At 54.1% G+C, this 20,911-nt stretch carries 16 protein-coding genes and 1 pseudogene; 10 read left to right on the top strand and 7 right to left on the bottom strand.

From position 1 onward, the window contains the following. The first annotated feature begins 28 nt into the window (after positions 1 to 28). The gene (locus tag WJU16_RS06350) at positions 29 to 1,012 is read left to right on the top strand and encodes a pyruvate dehydrogenase complex E1 component subunit beta (RefSeq protein ID WP_341837487.1); all 984 of its coding nucleotides are present in this window, start codon (positions 29 to 31) and stop codon (positions 1,010 to 1,012) included. 141 nt (positions 1,013 to 1,153) lie between these two features. Here the strand turns inward: WJU16_RS06350 and cysM are convergent. Continuing rightward, a pseudogene (gene cysM / locus WJU16_RS06345) lies at positions 1,154 to 2,001 on the bottom strand (cysteine synthase CysM). Between the two features lie 41 nt (positions 2,002 to 2,042). Next, positions 2,043 to 2,846 carry a serine O-acetyltransferase gene (locus WJU16_RS06340; protein WP_341837486.1) on the bottom strand — a complete coding sequence of 268 codons (804 nt, stop codon included), beginning with the start codon at positions 2,844 to 2,846 and terminating at the stop codon, positions 2,043 to 2,045. Positions 2,847 to 3,028: 182 nt separating this feature from the next. Between WJU16_RS06340 and WJU16_RS06335 the strand changes: the two genes are divergently transcribed. Continuing rightward, positions 3,029 to 4,405: a sigma-54 dependent transcriptional regulator gene (locus WJU16_RS06335; protein ID WP_341837485.1), complete on the top strand. Its 1,377-nt coding sequence runs from the start codon at positions 3,029 to 3,031 to the stop codon at positions 4,403 to 4,405. Next, positions 4,398 to 5,051, top strand: coding sequence for an alpha/beta fold hydrolase (locus WJU16_RS06330; RefSeq protein WP_341837484.1), 654 nt, complete (start codon positions 4,398 to 4,400; stop codon positions 5,049 to 5,051). The genes WJU16_RS06335 and WJU16_RS06330 overlap by 8 nt, the downstream gene beginning before the upstream one ends. A gap of 7 nt (positions 5,052 to 5,058) precedes the next feature. Here the strand turns inward: WJU16_RS06330 and WJU16_RS06325 are convergent, their stop codons facing one another. Then, the gene (locus WJU16_RS06325; protein WP_341837483.1) at positions 5,059 to 5,958 is read right to left on the bottom strand and encodes a MerR family transcriptional regulator; all 900 of its coding nucleotides are present in this window, start codon (positions 5,956 to 5,958) and stop codon (positions 5,059 to 5,061) included. A gap of 165 nt (positions 5,959 to 6,123) precedes the next feature. On the opposite strand from WJU16_RS06325, the gene lepB reads away from it, so the two are divergent. The 4 genes from lepB to WJU16_RS06305 all read left to right on the top strand — a co-directional run bounded on the left by lepB (position 6,124) and on the right by WJU16_RS06305 (position 10,287). Beyond that, positions 6,124 to 7,290 carry a signal peptidase I gene (gene lepB / locus WJU16_RS06320; protein WP_341837482.1) on the top strand — a complete coding sequence of 389 codons (1,167 nt, stop codon included), beginning with the start codon at positions 6,124 to 6,126 and terminating at the stop codon, positions 7,288 to 7,290. Between the two features lie 342 nt (positions 7,291 to 7,632). Continuing rightward, on the top strand, positions 7,633 to 8,700 hold the full coding sequence (locus WJU16_RS06315; protein WP_341837481.1) for an IS110 family transposase: 1,068 nt from the start codon (positions 7,633 to 7,635) through the stop codon (positions 8,698 to 8,700). A gap of 57 nt (positions 8,701 to 8,757) precedes the next feature. Continuing rightward, positions 8,758 to 9,246: a cytidine deaminase gene (locus tag WJU16_RS06310; protein WP_341837480.1), complete on the top strand. Its 489-nt coding sequence runs from the start codon at positions 8,758 to 8,760 to the stop codon at positions 9,244 to 9,246. Positions 9,247 to 9,285: 39 nt separating this feature from the next. Further along, positions 9,286 to 10,287, top strand: a complete 1,002-nt coding sequence (locus WJU16_RS06305; RefSeq protein WP_341837479.1) for a tetratricopeptide repeat protein — start codon at positions 9,286 to 9,288, stop codon at positions 10,285 to 10,287. 64 nt (positions 10,288 to 10,351) lie between these two features. Here the strand turns inward: WJU16_RS06305 and argS are convergent, their stop codons facing one another. The 3 genes from argS to WJU16_RS06290 all read right to left on the bottom strand — a co-directional run bounded on the left by argS (position 10,352) and on the right by WJU16_RS06290 (position 14,443). After that, positions 10,352 to 12,283: an arginine--tRNA ligase gene (argS, locus tag WJU16_RS06300; RefSeq protein ID WP_341837478.1), complete on the bottom strand. Its 1,932-nt coding sequence runs from the start codon at positions 12,281 to 12,283 to the stop codon at positions 10,352 to 10,354. A 107-nt stretch (positions 12,284 to 12,390) separates the two neighbouring features. Continuing rightward, positions 12,391 to 12,975, bottom strand: a complete 585-nt coding sequence (locus tag WJU16_RS06295; RefSeq protein ID WP_341837477.1) for a porin family protein — start codon at positions 12,973 to 12,975, stop codon at positions 12,391 to 12,393. 115 nt (positions 12,976 to 13,090) lie between these two features. Next, positions 13,091 to 14,443, bottom strand: coding sequence for an OmpA family protein (locus WJU16_RS06290; protein ID WP_341837476.1), 1,353 nt, complete (start codon positions 14,441 to 14,443; stop codon positions 13,091 to 13,093). Between the two features lie 207 nt (positions 14,444 to 14,650). On the opposite strand from WJU16_RS06290, the gene dnaK reads away from it, so the two are divergent. Then, complete coding sequence (gene dnaK / locus WJU16_RS06285; RefSeq protein ID WP_341837475.1) at positions 14,651 to 16,567, top strand: molecular chaperone DnaK; 1,917 nt, start codon at positions 14,651 to 14,653, stop codon at positions 16,565 to 16,567. A gap of 68 nt (positions 16,568 to 16,635) precedes the next feature. Here dnaK and WJU16_RS06280 read toward each other — a convergent pair whose 3' ends face one another. After that, entirely contained in the window at positions 16,636 to 17,550 is a 915-nt protein-coding gene (locus WJU16_RS06280) for a BPSS1187 family protein (RefSeq protein ID WP_341837474.1), read from the bottom strand. Between the two features lie 223 nt (positions 17,551 to 17,773). Between WJU16_RS06280 and WJU16_RS06275 the strand changes: the two genes are divergently transcribed. After that, a complete protein-coding gene (locus WJU16_RS06275) occupies positions 17,774 to 18,103 on the top strand; it encodes a hypothetical protein (RefSeq protein ID WP_341837473.1) in 330 nt (109 codons plus the stop codon). Between the two features lie 320 nt (positions 18,104 to 18,423). Beyond that, positions 18,424 to 20,829 carry a 4-alpha-glucanotransferase gene (locus WJU16_RS06270; protein ID WP_341837472.1) on the top strand — a complete coding sequence of 802 codons (2,406 nt, stop codon included), beginning with the start codon at positions 18,424 to 18,426 and terminating at the stop codon, positions 20,827 to 20,829. Positions 20,830 to 20,911 lie beyond the last annotated feature (82 nt).

Raw genomic sequence — 20,911 nt, 5'->3', positions numbered from 1 at the left:
CATCATTAAACATATAGTAAAGAATCAAATGCGTCAGATAGCCTTCAGACAAGCCTTAAGAGAAGCCATGCAGGAAGAAATGCGCCGTGACGAACGGGTGTTCCTGATGGGAGAGGAAGTGGCAGAGTACAACGGTGCCTATAAAGTTAGCCAGGGAATGCTCGATGAATTCGGTGCACGCCGTATCATTGATACCCCGATCGCCGAGCTGGGTTTTACCGCTATCGGTGTGGGCGCCGCACAGAACGGCCTCCGTCCGATCGTGGAATTCATGACCTGGAACTTCGCCGTACTGGCACTCGACCAGATCCTCAACACCGCCTCCAAAATGCTGGCTATGTCCGGCGGACAGGTAGGTTGTCCCATCGTTTTCCGCGGCGCCAACGGTTCTGCAGGCCAGCTGGGAGCACAGCACTCCACCGCATTTGAAAGCTATTACGCCAATATTCCCGGTCTGAAAGTGATCTCCGTATCCAATCCTTACGATGCGAAAGGTCTGCTCAAAGCCGCCATCCGCGACGAAGATCCCGTGGTTTTCATGGAATCCGAGCAGATGTACGGCGACATGGGCGAAGTTCCTGAAGAAGAATACATCATCCCCATCGGTAAAGCGGATATCAAACGCGCCGGTAAGGACGTCACCATCGTGTCTTTCAACAAAATGATGAAAGTAGCCCTCGGCGCAGCCGAAGAGCTGGCGAAAGAAGGTATCGAAGCCGAAGTAATCGACCTCCGCACGATCCGCCCCCTCGATTGGTTCACCATCCTGGAGTCCGTGAAGAAAACCAACCGCCTGGTGATCGTGGAAGAACAATGGCCCTTCGCCAGCATCTCTTCCGAGATCTCTTACCGGATCCAGAAAGAAGGTTTCGACTACCTGGACGCTCCCATCCGCCGCATCACCGCGGTAGACGCGCCCATGCACTACGCACCCAACCTGGTGAAACTGTACCTGCCCGACATCGAGCGTACGGTGAAACTGGTGAAGGAAGTGATGTACATGAAAAAGTAATTGTCAACTTTACAGTGCATAATCATCGCTGCGCTCCCAAAAGGGCGCAGCTTTTTTTGACCCGGCCCGTCCGCAAATACGAACCGCGCCCCCTGGGGAGCGCGGCCGCCGATTGATGGTTGATGATATAGAAAGTTGAAATTATTGTCCGAAAAGATCGGTGCTGAGATAGCGGTCGCCGCGGTCGCAGATGATGCACACGATCACCCCGCTCGTTAGTTCCTTCGCTACCCTTACTGCCGCCGCTACTGCGCCACCGCTGGACATACCGCAGAAGATCGCTTCTTCCCGCGCCAGCCGGTTGGTCATTTCCCGCGCTTCCGCCTCTGAGATATCCATGATCCGGTCTACCCGCTGCCGCTCGAAAATCTTCGGGAGGTAGGCTTCCGGCCATTTGCGGATGCCGGGGATCTTGCTGCCGTCGGTCGGCTGGCAGCCTACAATCTGCACGCCGGGCTTCACTTCTTTCAAAAGCGTGATACACCCATAATCGTTCCCGTGGTGCCCATGGCCGACACGAAATGGGTGATGCCGTGCCGCGTGTCGCGCCAGATCTCGGGGCCGGTAGTGCGGTAGTGCATGCCGTAGTTATCGGGATTGGCGAATTGGTTCAGCATGAAATAACCGCCTTTTTCCACCTGCGCATGCGCGTAGTCGATCGCGCCTTCCATGCTTTGCTCTTTGGGCGTGAGCACTACTTTCGCGCCGAAGGCTTCCATGGTGAGCACGCGCTCGCGGGTAGCGTCTTCGGGCATAACGATTTCGATTCCCACGTTGAAGAGGTTGGCGATCATGGCCAGCGCGATGCCGGTGTTGCCGCTGGTGGCTTCGATCAGTTTGATGCCGGGGCGGATCTCGCCGCGGTCGAGCGCGCCTTTGATCATCCCGTAGGCCGCCCTGTCTTTCACGCTGCCGCCGGGATTGGTGCCTTCCAGCTTGGCGTAGATGGTGACGTCGGGGTTTTCCGGGATGCGTTGCAGGGCCACCATGGGGGTGTTGCCCACTAAATCCAGTACTGTGCTCATACGATTTAAATAACTTTTATACTGCCGTCTGCTTTGTAATAAATCCTGGAATGGGGCTCCACCGATTTGATGAGCCATACATTCCCGCCGATGACGCTGTGGTGCCCGATGATGGTGTCTCCGCCGAGGATAGTGGCGCCGGCGTAAATTACCACGCCTTCCTCGATAGTAGGGTGGCGCTTGGCGCGGGCCATCGTTTTGTCGATGCTGAGGGCGCCCAGCGTAACGCCCTGGTATATTTTCACTTGTGGGCCGATGACGGTGGTTTCGCCGATCACGATCCCCGTGCCATGGTCGATACAGAAATACGGCGCGATCTCCGCCGCGGGGTGGATGTCGACCCCCGTTCTGGCGTGCGCGTATTCGGTGATGACGCGGGGGAGGAGGGGCACTTCCAGCAAATGGAGCCCATGCGCCACGCGGTAAGCCGCAATCGCGAAAAATCCGGGATACGCCCTGATTACTTCGTAGATGCAGGTGGCGGCAGGGTCGCCCTGTAGGATGGCCTCCGCGTCTTTGGTCAGATCCGCGTAAATGCCCGGCACCATCTCCATAAACTGGCGGCTCACCGCCTCGGGAGACTCCGGCAATTGCGCGGCAATATGCTGCAACAGCTCGTTCAGCTGCGTTTCCAGCCGCACCGCGTATTGCTCGATGGCAGCATCATCCATCACCCGGCCGCTATGCTCCGGGAACAGCCAGTTGATCAGGTCGTTGCAGAACTGCCACACGGCTTCAGAACTGGGATAAGCCACGACGCCGGCTGCAGCATGCCGCTGTTTCAATAATTCGAGTAGTGGGTGCATCATAACGTATAGTTACCTGTGTCGGGCTAAAATTACAGATAAAACCGACAAGATTGGTAGACTTTATTTGCCCAAAACGCCCGTCCTGGTATATTTTTTTAATTCGCTGCCGTTTAAAGTAAGTGAATTGCGCTACATCGGCCGTTTCTTGTTATTTTTGCCGTGTTTAAAATAATAGACATACTATGGCCAACATTCTGATCATCGACGACGAAAAGAGCATCCGGAAAACGCTCACCGAAATCCTGAGCTACGAGGGGTATAAAATCGACGAAGCGGCCGATGGAGCCGAAGGCTTCAAAATGTTCCAGGCCAAAACCTACGACGCCGTATTGTGCGATATCAAAATGCCGAAGATGGACGGGCTCGAATTCCTCGAGAAGGCCCGCGAGATCAATGGCGACGTGCCCATCATCATGGTGTCCGGCCACGGTAATATCGACACGGCGGTAGATGCAGTGAAAAAGGGCGCATTCGATTATATCTCCAAACCGCCCGACCTCAACCGTCTCCTCATCACCCTCCGCAACGCGCTGGACAAAACCACGTTGGTGGCCGAAACCAAAACGCTGCGCAAAAAGGTGAACAAAACACCCGATATGATTGGCGAATCGGGCCCTATTGTAAAAATCAAGGATACTATTCATAAAGTAGCGCCGACAGACGCGCGGGTGCTCGTTACCGGCGAAAACGGCGCGGGCAAGGAGCTCGTGGCCCGCTGGATACACGCTTACAGCAACCGCTCCGGCGGCCCGATGGTGGAAGTGAACTGCGCGGCCATACCCTCCGAGCTCATCGAATCCGAACTGTTCGGCCACGAGAAAGGTTCTTTCACCTCCGCGGTGAAGCAACGCATCGGTAAATTTGAGCAGGCGAGCGGTGGCACCCTCTTCCTCGACGAAATCGGCGATATGAGCCTCAGCGCCCAGGCCAAAGTGCTGCGCGCCTTGCAGGAAGGGAAAATCACGCGCGTGGGCGGCGACAAGGAAATCAGCGTGGACGTGCGCGTGGTGGCGGCAACCAATAAAGATTTGCTGAAAGAAGTGGAAGACAAAAACTTCCGCCTCGACCTTTACCACCGCCTCAGCGTGATCCTCATCCACGTGCCTTCGCTCAATGACCGCCGCGACGATATTCCCCTGCTGGTCGATCACTTCCTGGACCTGGTGTGCGCGGAATACGGCATGGCCCGCAAAACGGCGGATAAAGACGCGATGAAAGCGTTGCAGCACCATCAATGGACAGGCAATATCCGCGAACTGCGGAACGTGGTGGAAAGACTGGTGATCCTTTCCGGGAAAACCATCACGGCCGATGACGTGGAAAATTACGTAGTGCCCAATCACGACAAAAAAAGCCACTACCTGAATGACGAGCTGCTCGTATTAACGAAACTGCACGACTTCCGGGACGAAGTGGAAAAGATATTCATCGAATTCATGTTGCAAAAAAACGGATGGAACGTAAGCAAAACCGCGCAGGCGCTGGACATCCAGCGAAGCCATCTTTACAACAAGATGGAGCGTTACGACATTCGCAAAATTTCCGGCGGGGATGAGTAAAAGGCATATATACCTGATCAGCGGCCTCGGGGCCGACGAACGGGTGTTCGAGCGGCTGGTGTTTCCGGCTGACTGCGAAGTGCATTACCTTCCCTGGATTACGCCCCTCAACGCCGGGGAGCCCATCGGCGAATATGCGGGGCGCATGGCGCGGAGGATCCTCCATCCGGAACCCATCCTCGTCGGACTTTCCTTCGGCGGCATGATGAGCATTGAAATTGCGCGGCAGCTGCCCGTGCGCCAGGTGGTGCTCATTTCCAGCGTCAAATCCCGGCAGGAACTGCCGCCGTACTACAATAGTTTCGCGAACAAAGTATTAAACCGCCTGCCCGACAGGCTGCTGTTCACCAACCGGCGCTTCGTGGTGCAACTCTTTATGCAATGCGGCAGCGAAGCGGAGCGCCGCCTGCTCGACGATTACCTCGGCAAGAAAGACCTCCGTTACATGCGTTGGGCGCTGGGAGCCATCCTGCAATGGAACAACGACTGGACGCCGCCGGGCCTGCTGCATATCCATGGCAGCAGCGACAGGCCGTTCCCGCGGCGGTATGTAACCCCCACGCATACGATCCTCAAAGGCGGGCACTTCATGATCATGAACCGTGCGCCGGAAATCAGTACGATCCTCGAAAAAAATCTGTTGTAATCTGCGCTCAGGAAGCGGGCACCTGCTTGCGGCGGGCGTATTGGAGCACCTCATCCATCGAAAGGAGCACTTTCACGTTTTCGGGGATGGGTACGGAGATGCGCGCGATCTGCGGTCCGGAAATCGTGACGGGGATGGTGGGAAACAGGCGGCCGAGGTCTTTCACGAAATTGTCGAGCGTGCGCTGCGGGAAGTTGGTGATGATGTGGGTGTAGATATGATCGACCTGCTTGCGGTCGGTGTAGAAGAGGAGGTCTTCCAGCGGGACGTTGGCGCCGAAGTTCACCACTGTACAGCCGTTTCTCTTCAGCATATAATGCATAAACAGCAGGGGGATTTCGTGCCATTCTCCTTCCGGAAGGAATACCATGAAGCACTCGGTCGGGTGCTGCGGAATGTCGAGCCCGTCGATGGCAACCATGAGTTTTTTGCGGATGATATTGGCGGCGAAATGTTCCTGTGCGGGGATAACACAGTCCACCAGCCAGAGCAGGCCGATGCGTTCCAGGTACGGGTAGATGACTTTGAGGATGCATTGCTCGAATCCCATGCGGAGCAACACGTTATGAAAGATCTTTTCGAAACGGATCTGGTCGAAGTCGATCATCGCTTCCACCAGCTGGTTGATATAAACCTGGTAGAGGTGGTTGCCTTTATGACCGGTTTCTTCCAGCGAAAGCTGTTTTATTTCCTCTTCCGTCATCCCCACGATTTTCGAAATCTTGTAACCATGCCGGTATAGGTACGCAATGCGCATGATGTGCTTCAGGTCGCCGTTGTCGTAAACGCGGTGATTCGTGTCTTTCCGCTTTGGGCGCAGCACATTGTAGCGCTGCTCCCATATGCGGATGGTATGCGCCTTAATGCCGGTCAGGCTTTCAATATCTTTTATCGTAAAGCTGTTCAAAGTCCTGGATATAGAATTAAACAAAAATAGAAATAAAGTGGTTCAACCGTTGTTTTCAAATGGAAACTTACGTGGTATTTTTTAAGAAAACTTTATCTTCAGAAAAAACAGCTGACAATTAACAGAATATTATATTTGTTGATAAAATAAACTAAAACACATCGCATGAACCTGGTATTTTGGAAGAAGAAGGACGGCCAGCCGAAGAAAAAGAAGTCCGCGGTGCGGGAATGGCTGGATGCTGCCATCTTCGCCATTATTGCGGCCACCCTGATCCGGACATTTATTTTCGAAGCCTACACTATCCCTACGCCTTCCATGGAGAAAACGCTGCTGGTCAACGATTTCCTCTTCGTGAGCAAAGTTAGTTACGGTCCGCGCATCCCCATGACACCGCTGTCCGTGCCCTTTACCCATCATACCCTTCCGCTGACCAAATACACCAAAGCGTATTCTGAAGCCGTGCAGTGGAAATACCGCCGTTTGCCCGGTTTCTCCGATATTAAGCGGAATGATGTGGTGGTGTTCAACTTTCCCGAAGGCGATACCGTGGCACTCGAAGTACAAGAAAACACCGTTTACTCCGATCTTGTTCGCACGCAAGGCCGGGAATCTGTCTGGAATAGCTACCGCGTAATCTCCCGCCCTGTGGATAAACGTGAAAACTATATCAAACGTTGCGTGGGTATCCCGGGCGACAGCCTCATGATCCGCGACGGCATTATTGTGGTAAACGGCGTAGCTGAAACCCCGCCGCCCGACGGAGAACGCTATTACACCGTACAAACCCGCGATGGCGGCTCCCTCAACCCCATGCGCCTCGAAGAGCTGGGGATTGATGAGTACAACGGCGGCAACCAGCTGAATATGACCCCCGGACAGGCTAAAGCTGTGGAAGGTCTCGGCGAAGCCGTAACCGGCGTAACGCCCGTGATCTCCGACTGGGGAATGGATGTTTGGCCCCACGATACAGCCAATTACAAGTTCTCCATCGATAACTTCGGACCGATTTACATCCCGAAAAAAGGCGCTACGGTGAAGCTCGACAGCGCTTCCATCAACATGTACCGCCGCATTATACAGGTGTATGAAGGCAATACGCTGGAGGAAAAAGGCCCCAACCAGTTTTTCATCAACGGCCAGCCCGCCACCACGTATACTTTCAAAATGGATTATTACTGGATGATGGGCGATAACCGCCACCGTTCCCTCGATTCCCGCTTCTGGGGATACGTGCCGGAAGACCACATCGTCGGCAAAGCCTGGCTGATCTGGATGAGCTACGGGCAAAACGGCATCCGCTGGAGCCGCCTGTTCCGCACCATCCGCTAACCATCGCATTCGTAATATTGTTATAACGGCAGTCGCGCCCGCCATCCCGGAAAAAATGTACTTTCGGTCCGCAGCGCGACTGCTTTTACATTTGTACCAGATAACAAAATTGGTTCTTCCGATGTAGTAATGCTAATCGGATTGACCTTGGGGAAATGAGAGTGGGACCGCTAGGCAGGTTATTGAACCATGCCGTAAAAAAGGTATCTCCATTTCCTTTATTTTTTCTTCAGAGTCTGGACAGTACTTAATGCTATCATCATGATAAGCAAGTGTAATATTTAAAAGGGAAGACGAGGGAGGAAAACGGGTCAATCGGGAAGTCACCTTAAAAATCTTTCTATGGAAACACTGGTGCGCCAAAGCATAGGGATTGACATTTCCAAGGACTCATTTACGGCATGTCTTTGTCAGTTGTTCGCTAAGGGAAAGTATTCTTTCAGCGAGGTCCGGACCTTTGAAAACGGCATGAAAGGTTTCAACCAGCTTATCAAATGGGTGCGTAAATCCTGTTCGTCATCGATACCGGTTAGTTGGGCGATGGAAGCGACGGGTACCTATTACGAGCCACTGGCTTATCATTTACATAGATTGCAGTTCCGGGTCTCGGTGTTGTTACCCAATAAAGTAAAGCACTATGGCAAGAGCCTGAACGTTAAGTCCAAGACGGACGCGCAGGATGCAGTTATTATCGCCCAAATGGCGGCGGAAAGACAGCTGGAGCAATGGCAGCCTGCCGCCCCGATATTCAAACAACTAAGAAGCCTTACCCGGTTGTATACGGATCTGAAAGCAGAACGTACCGCTTTCATCAACCGGTTAAAAAGCGCCCAGGCGGGGCATGAGCCCTCAGCTTTCCTCATGACATCGCTCAAAGGTATAATCCGGAAACTGGAAACAGAGATCGATAAGTGCAGTGCGGCTATAACCAAGCTTGTTAAGCAGGAGCAGCGGCTACAGGAAAAAGTAGATAAGTTATTGACAATTAAAGGGATAGGAGTAATTACAATTGCGATCATACTGGCTGAAACACAAGGGTTTGAACTCATTGCCAATGCCAGGCAGTTAGCAAGCTATGCGGGCTATGATGTGGTCAGAAGGGAGTCAGGAACCAGTGTCAAGGGCAAAACCCGGATATCAAAGAAAGGAAATGGCAGGATCAGGGCCGCTCTTCACTTTCCCGCATTAGTTGCATCCCGGTACAATGCCGCGCTATCTGCTGTCTACCAACGGATCAACCAGGGAAATAAAGCCAGTAAAATGATAGGTGCTACCGCATTGCAACGTAAAATATTGCTGCTGACTTATGCAATGTGGAAGAATGGAACTACCTATAAAGAAAAACAGGCAGACCTTAACAGTCTGCCTGCACAGGATGAACAAAAAATATGTTCTCCTTTGTTACCATAAAGTTCCTGTTTTTCTTGGAATTCTAAACAGTACCTTTTTTTATGTAAACACCCGTCCATGGAAACAAAAACCCGGCACATCATCGAGTTCGAGACATATGCAGACAGCAGTGCCCTTCCGCCCGAAGACGCCGCCCTGCTCCGTCAGGCCCGCAGCGCCACGAAAGACGCCTATGCGCCTTATTCCCGCTTCCGGGTGGGGGCCGCCGCGCTTCTGGAAAGCGGGGAAATCCTCACCGGCACCAATCAGGAAAACGCCAGTTACCCTGTGGGGATCTGCGCCGAGCGGACCGTTCTTTCCGCCGCCTCCAGCCTGTTCCCGAACCTTCCCGTGCTGGCCATCGCCGTTAGCTACGACAACGAGCTGGCGCCTTCTACCGAGCCTATCGCGCCCTGCGGCATCTGCCGGCAGACGCTCATGGAGTACACGGCCCGGTTTTCCCGACCCATCCGGCTGATCCTGGCGGGACAGACGGGAAAGGTGATCGTGGTGGCCGACAGCGCCGACCTGATGCCTTTATCATTTTCTGCAAAAAGTATGAAATAAATTATATATATTTGGTTCGGTGCCTTAGCACATTGAACCATGTTCCTATACCGCTGTATCCTTATCCTATGCCTCGCCGGCGCGGCTACTGAGCCGATGGCCGCTACGGTTGCTCCGTCCGGACGCGACCGTGCTACCGATTTATACAAGAAGGGAGAACAATGCATGCTGGAAGGCCGGCTGGACGACGCGGAGCGTTGCTTTGCAGACGCCATCGGGGCCAACCGGAAGTATGCGGCGCCGTATCTGCAGCTGGCGGTTTTGCACCGGTTGCGGCAAAACCGGGAGCTGGCCCGGCAGCAATACCTGCAATTGCTGGCGGAAGTGCCGGAGGAAAGGTATGCGATGGCAGGGCTTGCGGAGGTGTATTACGAGGAAAAGGCCTGGGAAGATGCGCTCGCCTGGGCTTTGCGCGCCCGGGAGCTGGACGTTCCGCATATGGATGCGATCATCGGCATGAGTTACGCCTCGCTCGACCATGCCGCGGAATCCATCCGGGCGCTGGAGCGCTCGCTGGCGGAAGATCCCCTGCAGCCCATGATCTGCAAAACGCTGGCGCGCCTGTATGCGCAGGAAGAGAATTATGGCGCGGCACTCAGAATTTACGAAAAAGCACTGAAGGCAGACAGTACGTCTGCGGATTTATATTTGGAATCAGGAATGATGCATTTTAACATGGAAAACTACAAAAACGCCGCCGGCGCATTCGAAATGGCTGCCAGGTACGGAACTTCCGGCGATGCAGATCTTTATGTAAACCTGGGAACGGCTTACCTGCAACAGGCCGCATACGACAACGCCATTCAAAATTTTAAGAAAGCACTGCAGCTGCGGAGTTCCGACATCCGCATCATGCAACAGCTCGCCCATGCCTACTTTAAACAGCAAAATTACGTACAGGCCGCCATGCAATGGAACAGGATACTCGTGCTGCAACCGCAGAACGCGTTCGCCATGTTCATGCTCGGAAAATCTTATATATGCTCGGGGGAAGTGGTGAAGGGACAAAGCATTTGCGATCAGGCGATGCAGTTGCATTAACACTACAGGCTGAACGAAATGTCAATGACAGGCGTCATTGACATTTCGGCAGTTTCTTGATGTCCTACATTCTTTCAGGCACCCGGATACCCAGCAACTTCATGGATTGGCGGATGGTATTGGCGGTCAGTGAAGCGATCTGCAGGCGCAGCTTGCGCTTGTCTTCGCTTTCGGCGTCGCGGACGGAGTAAATGTATTTCCCGCTTTCCTTTTTGGCGTAGAACGAGTTGAAGGTTTGCGCCAGGAGGAAGGCGTAGTTCGCGATCACGGAGGGGCTCATTTCGCGGCCGGCTTCCGCCAGCACTTCACCGAACTGTTCGTTGATCTTGATCAGCTCCTTTTCCATGGGCAGGAGGGCGCCGGTATGGCGGTAGGAAGCCAGCGACGCGAGGTCTTCCGCCGAAAATTCGCGCAGGATCGAGCGGATACGGGCGTGGCTGTATTGAATGAACGGACCGGTGAAGCCATGGATATCGATGGATTCTTCCGGGTTGAAGACCATTTTCTTTTTCGGGTCCACTTTCAGAAGGAAAAATTTCATGGCGCCGAGCCCGATGGTTTCGTACAGTTCGCGCAATTCTTCTTCCGTGAAATCTTTCACTTTACCGAGTTCTTCGGTGTATCTGGCGGCGGTGCTCACCATTTCTTCCACCAGGTCGTCTGCGTCCACCACGGTGCCTTCGCGGCTTTTCATCCGCCCGTGCGGCAGTTCCACCATACCGTAGGAGAGGTGGGCGATACCGTCGGCCGAGGGCTCGCCGAGCTTCTGCATGATGAGTTTCAGCACCTTGAAGTGGTAATTCTGCTCGTCGGCCACCACGTAGATGCTTTGGTCCATCTGGTAGTCGTCGTATTTGAGGCGCGCGGTACCGATGTCCTGGGTGATGTACACGGAAGTGCCGTCGCCACGGAGCACGAGCTTTTCGTCGAGCCCGTCGGCGGTGAGGTCGATCCACACGGAGTTATCGGCTTTTTTGAAGAAAACGCCCTTGCGGAGGCCTTCTTCCACCACATCTTTCCCCAGCAGGTAAGTATTGCTTTCGAAATACATTTTGTCGAAATCGATGCCCAGGCGCTGGTAAGTCTTTTCAAAACCTTCGTACACCCAGCTGTTCATCGTTTGCCAGAGCGCGCGGACTTCGGGATTACCGGCTTCCCACTGCTGCAGCATGATTTTGGCCTGCTGCATGATCTCGGTGCGGTTGCGGGAGAGTTCCTTGATTTCGTCTTTGATCTTCCCGGACTTCTCGGCGTCGTTCTGCACTTCTGGCTTATGCAGCGCGGTGTGGAGTTTGGTGATCCTTTCCAGTTGTTCGCCTTCGAAATCTTTGAAATTGCCTTCCAGTACGCGGGAGATGATCGGTTCGGCCTGGTCGCGCAGGATGGATTCGAAATGGACGTAGTAATCCCCTACCAGGTGGTCGCCTTTTATACCCGTCGACTCCGGCGTATCGCCATGCGCAAAGAGCTGCCAGGCCAGCATGGATTTGCAGATATGAATGCCGCGGTCGTTCACCAGGTTGGCCTTGATCACCTCGTTGCCGTTGGCTTTGAGGATTTCCGACACGGAGAAGCCGAGGAAGTTGTTGCGGAGGTGCCCCAGGTGGAGGGGTTTGTTGGTGTTGGGGGAAGAATATTCCACCATCACCTTTTTGCCGTTGGCGGGCTGCTGGCCCACGTTAACGTTATGGTGCGCCTCCTGCACAAACGCCGTCCAGAACTGGTCGTGCACGGTGAGGTTGAGGAAGCCTTTCACTACATTGAAACCGGCCACGAGGTCCGGATGGTTTTCCGCCAGCCAGGCGCCGAGGGCTTGCCCGGTTTCTTCGGGCTTCTGGCGGCTGAATTTCGTAAAGGGGAACACAACGATGGTATACTCGCCTTCGAATTCGGGCTTGGTGGTGTTGACGGATACATCCGCCGCGGTGAAGGGCTGCTGGTACAGCGCCCGTACTGCCGCCGCGGCGGCCTGTTTGATGGAAGCAACTACGCTCATGAAAATGCTTATTGTAATGGTAGACGGCAAAGGTAACGATCAGGAAGGGCAAAAAGAGCAGCGGCCATACGGCACGCTGCTTCGGGTTTTACAGGCTAATACCTTTATTATTTTTTCAGGCGGAACTTGCCGAAGGTGTAGGATACGCCGAACTGCGCTACGGAATTGGCGTGCTTGTCATCGCCGTCGGCAGCGTTGGTGAGCCCGAAATTATATCGTGCGTTTACACCCAAACCAAAATCGAAATCATACCCAAGACCGAAGCCCAGGCCCAGATCCACGCCCCGGTAATTTTCGCCCACGTCGAAGGAATTACCGTCGTTTTTCACTTTGGCGGCTACTTTGAACCCAATCTGCGGACCGGCTTCCAGGTAGAATTCGGGTATGAAATGATACTGCGCCATGATGGGCAGGTTGATATAATTCACGGCAACCGTATGGTTTTCGATGATTGGAGGGTCGGCGACAAACCCCTGGCCGGAATACACCAGCTCCGGCTGGATGCTCCAGTTTTCGGTGAGACCTACCCGCGCGAATCCGCCGAAATAGATGCCCGCGCGGGCTTTGGTTCTGTCTACATTCGTGAATTTGGCAACGTTAAGACCACCCTTAAGCCCGAAATTAACTTGCTGGGCTCGGGCAGCCACGGATAAGAGGCATACAGTCAGGACTAAGAGAACTGAATTTTTCATAATATGTTAAAATGGCAGGGTTGATTTAACAAAATGTATGCCGAAGCGAAAAAAAGCCCTTCCGGAGTGCGGAAGGGCTGTTGACAGGTTGTCATTTATGCTGAAATGCAGCTTTTTAGTAGATGGTGAATTCGACGCGGCGGTTCTGTTGCCGGCCTGCCGCCGTTTTATTGGAAGCAATGGGCTGATCCTGGCCGTAACCGGTGGCTTCAATGCGGCTGGGGTTCACACCCTTGCCGACGAGGTAGGATTTCACGGACTCCGCCCGGTCTTTGGACAGCCGCATATTGAGGGCGCGGTTGCCGGTATTGTCAGTATGCCCGGCCAGTTTGAGGCTAAGGTTTTTGCGGATGAGGAGCGCCGCCACTTCGTCGAGCGAGGCGTGGGATTTGGGCCGGATATTGGATTTGCCGGTCTCAAACTCCAGGTTGTCGATGGCGTTCCGCACGAGCCGGCGGTCGTCGTCGGTGATAATCACCTGAACGGGGCGGGCAGTGTCGGGCTTGGGCAGGGAGCAACCGGATCCGTCTACCCTGTCGCCGGCAGGCGTATTCGGGCATTTGTCGAAAATATCGGAAACCCCGTCCCCATCGCTGTCTACCTGCAGTTTTGCTACATCAGCGGCCAGTTTGGCGTTGTTGTTCTTCTCGGCTTCGAGTTCCAGGCGGAGTTGATCGCGTTGGGCAAGCATGTCGTCGTACATGATTGCCGGACCGTTATGCCACTGCAGCTGGGGCTTTGTGCGGGCGCCGAGGGCGAATTCGAGGCCGGCGTAGCCGTAGGAGAAGCGGTCCTTGGAGGGGCCGTAATTAAACCCGTCGAAGTTGTCGGCATCGAGGAAGTTCATGGTGTACCCGAGGTCGAGGTTCATGAAGTCGTTGAGCCTGAATTTGATGCCAGCGCCAACGGGGATGATGAGTTCCTTGATATTCCCGTCGGTTTTATACTCCGTTTCGGAGCCGCCGGGCGGCGTGATCCTGGGGCTATAGCCGGCCAGTCCGCCGCCCACGGACGCGTACAGCTGGGCGATGGGTTTGCGGTAGGCCCAGTTGATGGAAGCGAAATTGAACACGCCGGAAAGGGTGGCGGTGTATTTCAGCCGTGTTTCGAACGACTCAACGTCGCGGCCCGGGGGGCGCCCATTGCCGAGATCGCGGCTCTGGTCGCCCTGGATGCGCCCGCCCATATAATCGGCGCGGAGGGCGAAGAAGTGCAGCAGCTGCCATTTGGCGTAGGCGCCGTAGCCATATCCTACTTTGGATTTGGTGAAATCGTTGCTGCCTCCGATGAGCACGGAGGGTGCGGTAACACCGCCATTGATGCCGAGGGAGAAGGTCCGGTAACTCATGCCACCGCCGCCGAAGAGGCTGCTGTGTTTATTGGGGGCGGGGTCGGTGGATTGGGCGACACTAAGCAGGGGAGAGGCGGTCATGGCGCAAATGACCCACCGTAACATGGTTTTTTTCATATGCATTTGTCGGTTGTGTGCGTATTTGAAAACAAAAAAGAAGGACGTGTGTTCTATCTTTAAGACATCTTTTTATTCTATATACAAAGCTGTTTGCGCAGAAACTGACATATTTACAGACTGTCTGCCCTTGGCATAATCATTGACCAGAGAAGGATAAGCCCGGTCCGCCGGGATACACTGTTTCACAAAGGAGAATTTTATTTTATGGGAAAAATCATAGGTATTGACTTAGGTACTACCAACTCTTGCGTTGCCGTAATGGAAGGCAACGAACCGGTAGTGATCGCCAATGACGAAGGGCGCCGTACCACCCCTTCGGTTGTGGCTTTTTTGAAGAACGGAGAAAGAAAGGTGGGCGACCCCGCCAAGCGCCAGGCCATCACCAATCCCGTTAACACCATCATGTCGGTAAAACGTTTCATGGGCCGTCATTTTGACGAGGTTTCCAATGAGCTGAGCCACGTGAGCTACAAAGTGGTAAAGGGCGACAACAACACTACCCGCATCGATATAGACGGCAGGCCATATACTCCGCAGGAGATTTCTGCTATGATCCTTCAGAAAATGAAGAAAACGGCAGAGGATTACCTCGGGCAGGAAGTAACCGAAGCGGTGATCACCGTTCCGGCTTACTTTAACGACGCTCAGCGCCAGGCAACCAAAGAAGCCGGCGAGATCGCGGGCCTCACCGTTCGCCGTATCATCAACGAACCTACCGCCGCCGCACTGGCGTATGGTATGGATAAAAAACACCAGGACAGCATGATCGCCGTGTTCGACCTCGGTGGCGGTACCTTCGACGTGTCCATCCTCGAACTGGGTGATGGCGTGTTTGAGGTGAAATCCACCAACGGCGACACCCACCTGGGCGGCGACGACTTCGATAAAGTGATCATGGACTGGCTGGCAGACGACTTCAAGAAAGACGAAGCCGTTGACCTGCACAAAGATCCCATGGCATGGCAGCGCCTGAAAGAGGCCGCTGAAAAAGCGAAGATCGAACTGTCTTCTTCCCAGGAAACCGAAATCAACCTGCCTTACATCACGGCTGTTGACGGCGTTCCCAAGCACCTGGTGAAGAAACTGACCCGCGCTAAATTCGAACAGCTGAGCGATAGCCTGGTGGAAAGAACACTGGAGCCTTGCCGTAAAGCATTGTCCGACGCAGGTATCGAAGTCAGCAAAATCGACGAAGTGATACTGGTGGGCGGTTCTACCCGTATCCCCCGTATCCAGGAAGTAGTAGAGAAATTCTTCGGTAAAAAGCCGAACAGGGGCGTAAACCCCGACGAAGTGGTGGCTGTAGGTGCGGCTATCCAGGGCGGCGTACTCACCGGTGAGGTGAAAGATGTGCTGCTGCTCGACGTTACCCCGCTTTCCCTCGGTATCGAAACCATGGGCGGCGTGATGACGAAGCTGATCGAATCCAACACCACCATCCCCACGAAAAAGAGCGAAGTGTTCTCTACCGCGGCCGATAGCCAGCCGAGCGTAGAAATCCATGTACTGCAAGGCGAGCGCCCCATGGCCAGCCAGAACAGGACGCTGGGCCGCTTCATCCTCAACGATATCCCGCCCGCACCGCGTGGCGTGCCCAAGATCGAAGTGGTGTTCGACATCGACGCCAACGGCATTCTGCACGTGACCGCGAAAGACCAGGGCACCGGCAAATCTCAGAACATCCGCATCGAAGCCGGCAGCGGCCTCAATAAGGATGAAATCGAAAAGATGAAAGCCGAGGCCAAGGCCAACGAAGCGGAAGATAAAGCAGCACGCGAAAAGATCGAGAAGATCAACCAGGCAGACAGCCTGATCTTCCAGACCGAAAAGCAGCTGAAAGAGTACGGCGATAAAATCCCCGCTGATAAAAAAGCGCCGATCGAAGCCGCACTGGAAAAACTGCGCGAAGCGCAAAAGACCCAGGACATTGCGCAGATCGAAGCTGCTTCGACCGAGCTGAACACTGCCTGGACAGCCGCTTCCGAAGAGCTCTACAAAGCATCCCAGGCACAGGGCGGCGCCAATGGCGGACCCGAACAAGCCGGCCAGCAACAGCAGGGCGGCCAACAAGGCACAAACGGCGACACAGTGACGGACGCGGAATTTGAAGAAGTGAAATAAGGACCACTACGAATAAAAGTAAAAGCCCGGACGCGAAAGCATCCGGGCTTTTTCGTGCCTGGAAGTTTTTATTGCAGGAGGTGCAGCCAGGCCTGTTCCGCGATGGAAACGGGTACGAAAACGTCGGCCACCGTCATATTGTGGAAGCGTGCGGGAAGCAATAACGCCGGTGTGGCTTTGGTGACAAGCGCGCGGCCATTCGCCGGGATGAACTGATCGGCCGATGCGGGCATGCCCATGGCGAGGTGCGCCCAGGCGGTTCTGACCATTTGTATATCGAGGAGCTCGTCTTTTTCGTGTTGGAGCGCGTAATAGATGTTGCTGCGCGTAGTGTTGGTGACCCAGTCGGGAATCTGGCCGTTGGTGAGGTAATCCATGCCGGAGAAGAGGATCACGCGGGCGAGGGGGTAATGTTTACCCATCACGCCGGCATGGCCGGCGCCCTGGGAGTGCCCGGCGATGCAGATTTTCTCCCAGGCGGGCTGGCCGTTTGCGAGGAATTGCGCCCAGTTTTCGCCGGGGTGGTTTTGATGCAGGTATTGCAGGAGGGCGGTCAGCCGGTGGATGATGGAGTTATCGGCGTTGACCGATACATTGGGATGACGGTCGGCGCCATCGATGATTTCGAGGCGGGCGCGGGAGTGGGCGGTCACATCGCCAGAGGTAGCACAGAACTGGTTGATAGCCGGTTCGTTGGGATACATGAGCCCGATGGCATGGTGCCCTTTTTCGGCGGCAAGGCGTATGAATTTGCGATAGTTTTTAGGTTCCGCGCCGGTTCCGGGAAGGAATACCAGTAGTTGGCCGCGGCGTTTATCGTCGGGTACGACGTATGCGTAATGCGGGTTATTGTAGGTGTTGATGGAGGAATGGGTGGTGGATGGCGGAACGATATGTTCGCGGAGGCCCGGCGAGGCGGGGCTTTCAGGTGATTTGGAGCAGGCTGCGGTGAGCAGGGTGCAAAGTGTCAGGGTACGGATCATGTTTCAAAAAACGGTAAATCCCGAATTTTTATTTCAAAAAATATTTTGTGATCAAAAACGCGTTATATTGGTTTTTCCGATGATCATTTCCCTTTCGTCGGTGCATGTTTTTCATTTTCCGGCATGATGTGGTGGATGGGCCTTTGGGTCCATGGCAAAAGTATGGGTTGAAGCAGCAAGTGTTTCGGCAGGGGAGGTATTGTACATTTAAAAACCAGATTTTATGCCAAACAGTTATGAAACTACTGAGTTGCTGGGTGCTGCTTTGATGGAAGAGCGGCGATTGTTATTTACGAATCTGATGTATGCGAAGCAATACCGGGCGTATATGGGCATTCATGATTGGGATGCCCGAAAACTGACGAAGGAAGCGCGGCAAAGATATGATGCTTTGAAGCGGGAGTTGTTAAAAGAACGGGAAGAATATACGGCAAGCGAAAAATTTGATCCGGTAAAAGCAAAAAAGGCCCGGCGGATATTGACAACAACCATGAAGAATTACACACTTACAGGGAATTGGTGGCCGGAAAAGGGAAAGCGAAAATCTGTCTGATGCATGCTTAGAAATGGAATATATTGAATCCGTTGTTTGTTATGCCCGAAATGTTATATCCAATTCAGCCCGGCTGGTGCTGGGTTTTCATAGTTGTGAAGAGGAAGTAAGGGATGCCGTTATTAGCGGAAAGCTAATGTTGAGAAAAAGTACGAAACCGTATTTGTGGAATGGAAAACCGGTATACGAGGGTGCCGGGATTTATGAAAAGACGCATGTGCAGATCTGTATCCGCAATCCGAATTGCATCCAGGGCTTTTTTGTGCCGCGGGAGCGAATCCATTGGCCCTGGAATCCTTGTTTTTTTGTATTTTCCGGGCATGACCCTTCGCTTTTACGTCCGCTTTGCTTCCGTTTGGGGGCAGCAACTGGTGCTTTGCCTGGATAACGGGCAACGCCAGCCGATGGAGTATGCTGGACCAGAATTGTGGGCAACCGCATTGGAGTGCGATGGGGCGGCGATCCGCTACCTTTATTGTGTGGAGTCGGACGTATGCCTGGAAGAGACGCACTTACGGGAAGTGAAATTGCCGGTCGGGGTAAGTGCCATTTCCTTGTACGATATCTTCCTTTGGCCGGGTTCGCTGGAAGCGACATGGATGAGGGCGCCGTTTACAGAGATATTTTTTGCCGGGGATCAACATGGAGAAAACCGTGTGGCTACGGGAACGCAAGTACTCACGAATACGCACCAATTCAGGGTGCGTGTGCCTTTGCTTTCGCCGGAGAAGCGTGTATGGCTCCTCGGAAGCACGGAAGCCCTCGGCAACTGGGCTCCCGATTTTGCCATAGGCATGGAAGCCGGTGATGACGGAACGTTTACCTGCAATGTTGACCTGCCGGTGAACTCGGCGGTTGCCTATAAATATTGCATCTCAGGCGGCGACGACGACTGGCAATGGGAGCAAGGTGAAAACAGGAATTACTTTTCGGAAGGCCGCGCCGTTATCGACGACGGTTTTGCCAGATTCCCGCGGGCGCCATGGAAAGGAGCGGGCGTTGCCGTGCCGGTATATTCCCTGCGCACACAAAATGGATTGGGCTGCGGCGAATTCAACGATCTTCCCCTTCTGGGAGAATGGGCCGCCAACGTGGGGCTCCGGATGATACAGCTGCTGCCGGTCAACGATACGGTATGGACGAGGACCTGGCACGATTCATATCCTTATGCCGCTGTTTCCGCTTTCGCACTGAACCCAATTTATATTCATCTCCCCCGCCTGGGAACGGTGGAAACATATTCCACCTTGCAGCAACAGCTCGACCAGGAGAAAATGGATTTCGACACCACGCTGGCGGTCAAAGAGCAGTACCTCCGCGCTTTTTACCAGGAATTTGTTCCGGACGATGCTTACAAACTTTGGGAGACAAATCAGGATCACTGGTTGCCTGCATATACCCGGTTCTGTTGCAGGCGGGATCATAGCGAAGACCCGGGGTATTATAGGTACGTCCAATATCAGCTGCATCGCCAGTTTGCGGATGCAGCAGGTAAATTGCGGGATAAAGGGATTGCGCTGAAAGGGGATTTGCCGATCGGGATGTTTTCGCAAAGCGCGGATGTACAGGAATTGCCGGATTTGTTCGACACTTCCGTTCAGGCAGGCGCCCCGCCAGATGAGTTTGCGGCCGAGGGTCAGAACTGGGGCTTCCCGGCTTATCAATGGGAACGAATGGCTGCGCAGCACTTTGTGTGGTGGAAGAGCCGGTTGCAACACATGGCGCAATACTTCTCCGCTATCCGGATCGACCATGTGCTGGGATTCTTCCGGCTGTGGCAAGTCCCGAAAGACGCCGGCAGCGCATTACTGGGTTATTTCCATCCCGCGTTCCCCTTTACGGAAACGGCGCTCGTCGCGGCGGGGATCCCGTTTTCGCGGGAACGGTATTGCCGGCCTTATATAACGGATGCGGTTGTATCCGCTGTTTTTGGAAGTGACGCAGAAAGTGTAAAACAGCAGTACCTGGAGCCCCAGTCCCCAGGTTTCTACAGAATCAAACCGCTCCCCGCATCCCGCGACATTCATCCTTCCATCCAGGCCGGCCTCCGGCAACTCGCCGCCAATGTCCTTTTCCTCGAACCTCAGGAAAACCAGTTCCATCCTAGGTTCAACATGGCCGATACGTTGTCGTTCCAGGCATTGCCGCCAGCAGAGCAAGATATCCTCCGCAACCTGTCCAATGATTTCTTCTACCACCGCCACGACGCGCTCTGGCGCAAAACCGCCATGCAAAGGTTACCTGTACTTACCAGCGCTACCAACATGCTCGTGTGCGGAGAAGATCTCGGGCTCATCCCGCACAGCGTTCCCGAAGTAATGGCCAGCCTGGGCATCCTTGGCCTCGAAGTGGACCGCATGCCACGGTACCCCGGCAGAACGCCCGCGGATGCGCCTTATCTCTCGGTCGTAACACCATCCACCCATGATATGAGCACCCTTCGCAGCGAAATCCCCGGTGATAAAGAACCGGTCATACGCCGGCAACTCCTATCGCCGGCCATGTGGTGCATCCTGCAGCTGCAGGACTGGCTTTCACTCGACGATTCCATCCCGCATCCCGTGAATCCCGACGACGAACGCATCAACGTCCCTTCTATTCAGCCCTGGAACTGGGGTTACAGAATCCCCCTTACCCTCGAATCCCTCCTGGAAGCAACATCCCTCGAAACCAAGATGCGCGCCCTTATCCACGGAGCCGGCCGCATGCATGGTTCGCCTGACTGATAAACCGCATTTTAATGGGCGACTTTAACAGTTGTGATCGAAATCACATCAACTTTCCAGCTATTTCACCCCTTTCATTATG

It is taken from the genome of Chitinophaga pollutisoli (assembly GCF_038396755.1).
GTDB lineage: Bacteria > Bacteroidota > Bacteroidia > Chitinophagales > Chitinophagaceae > Chitinophaga > Chitinophaga pollutisoli.
The sequence above is the reverse complement of the archived record's forward strand: the minus strand, read 5'-3'. Positions and strand labels throughout refer to the sequence as shown.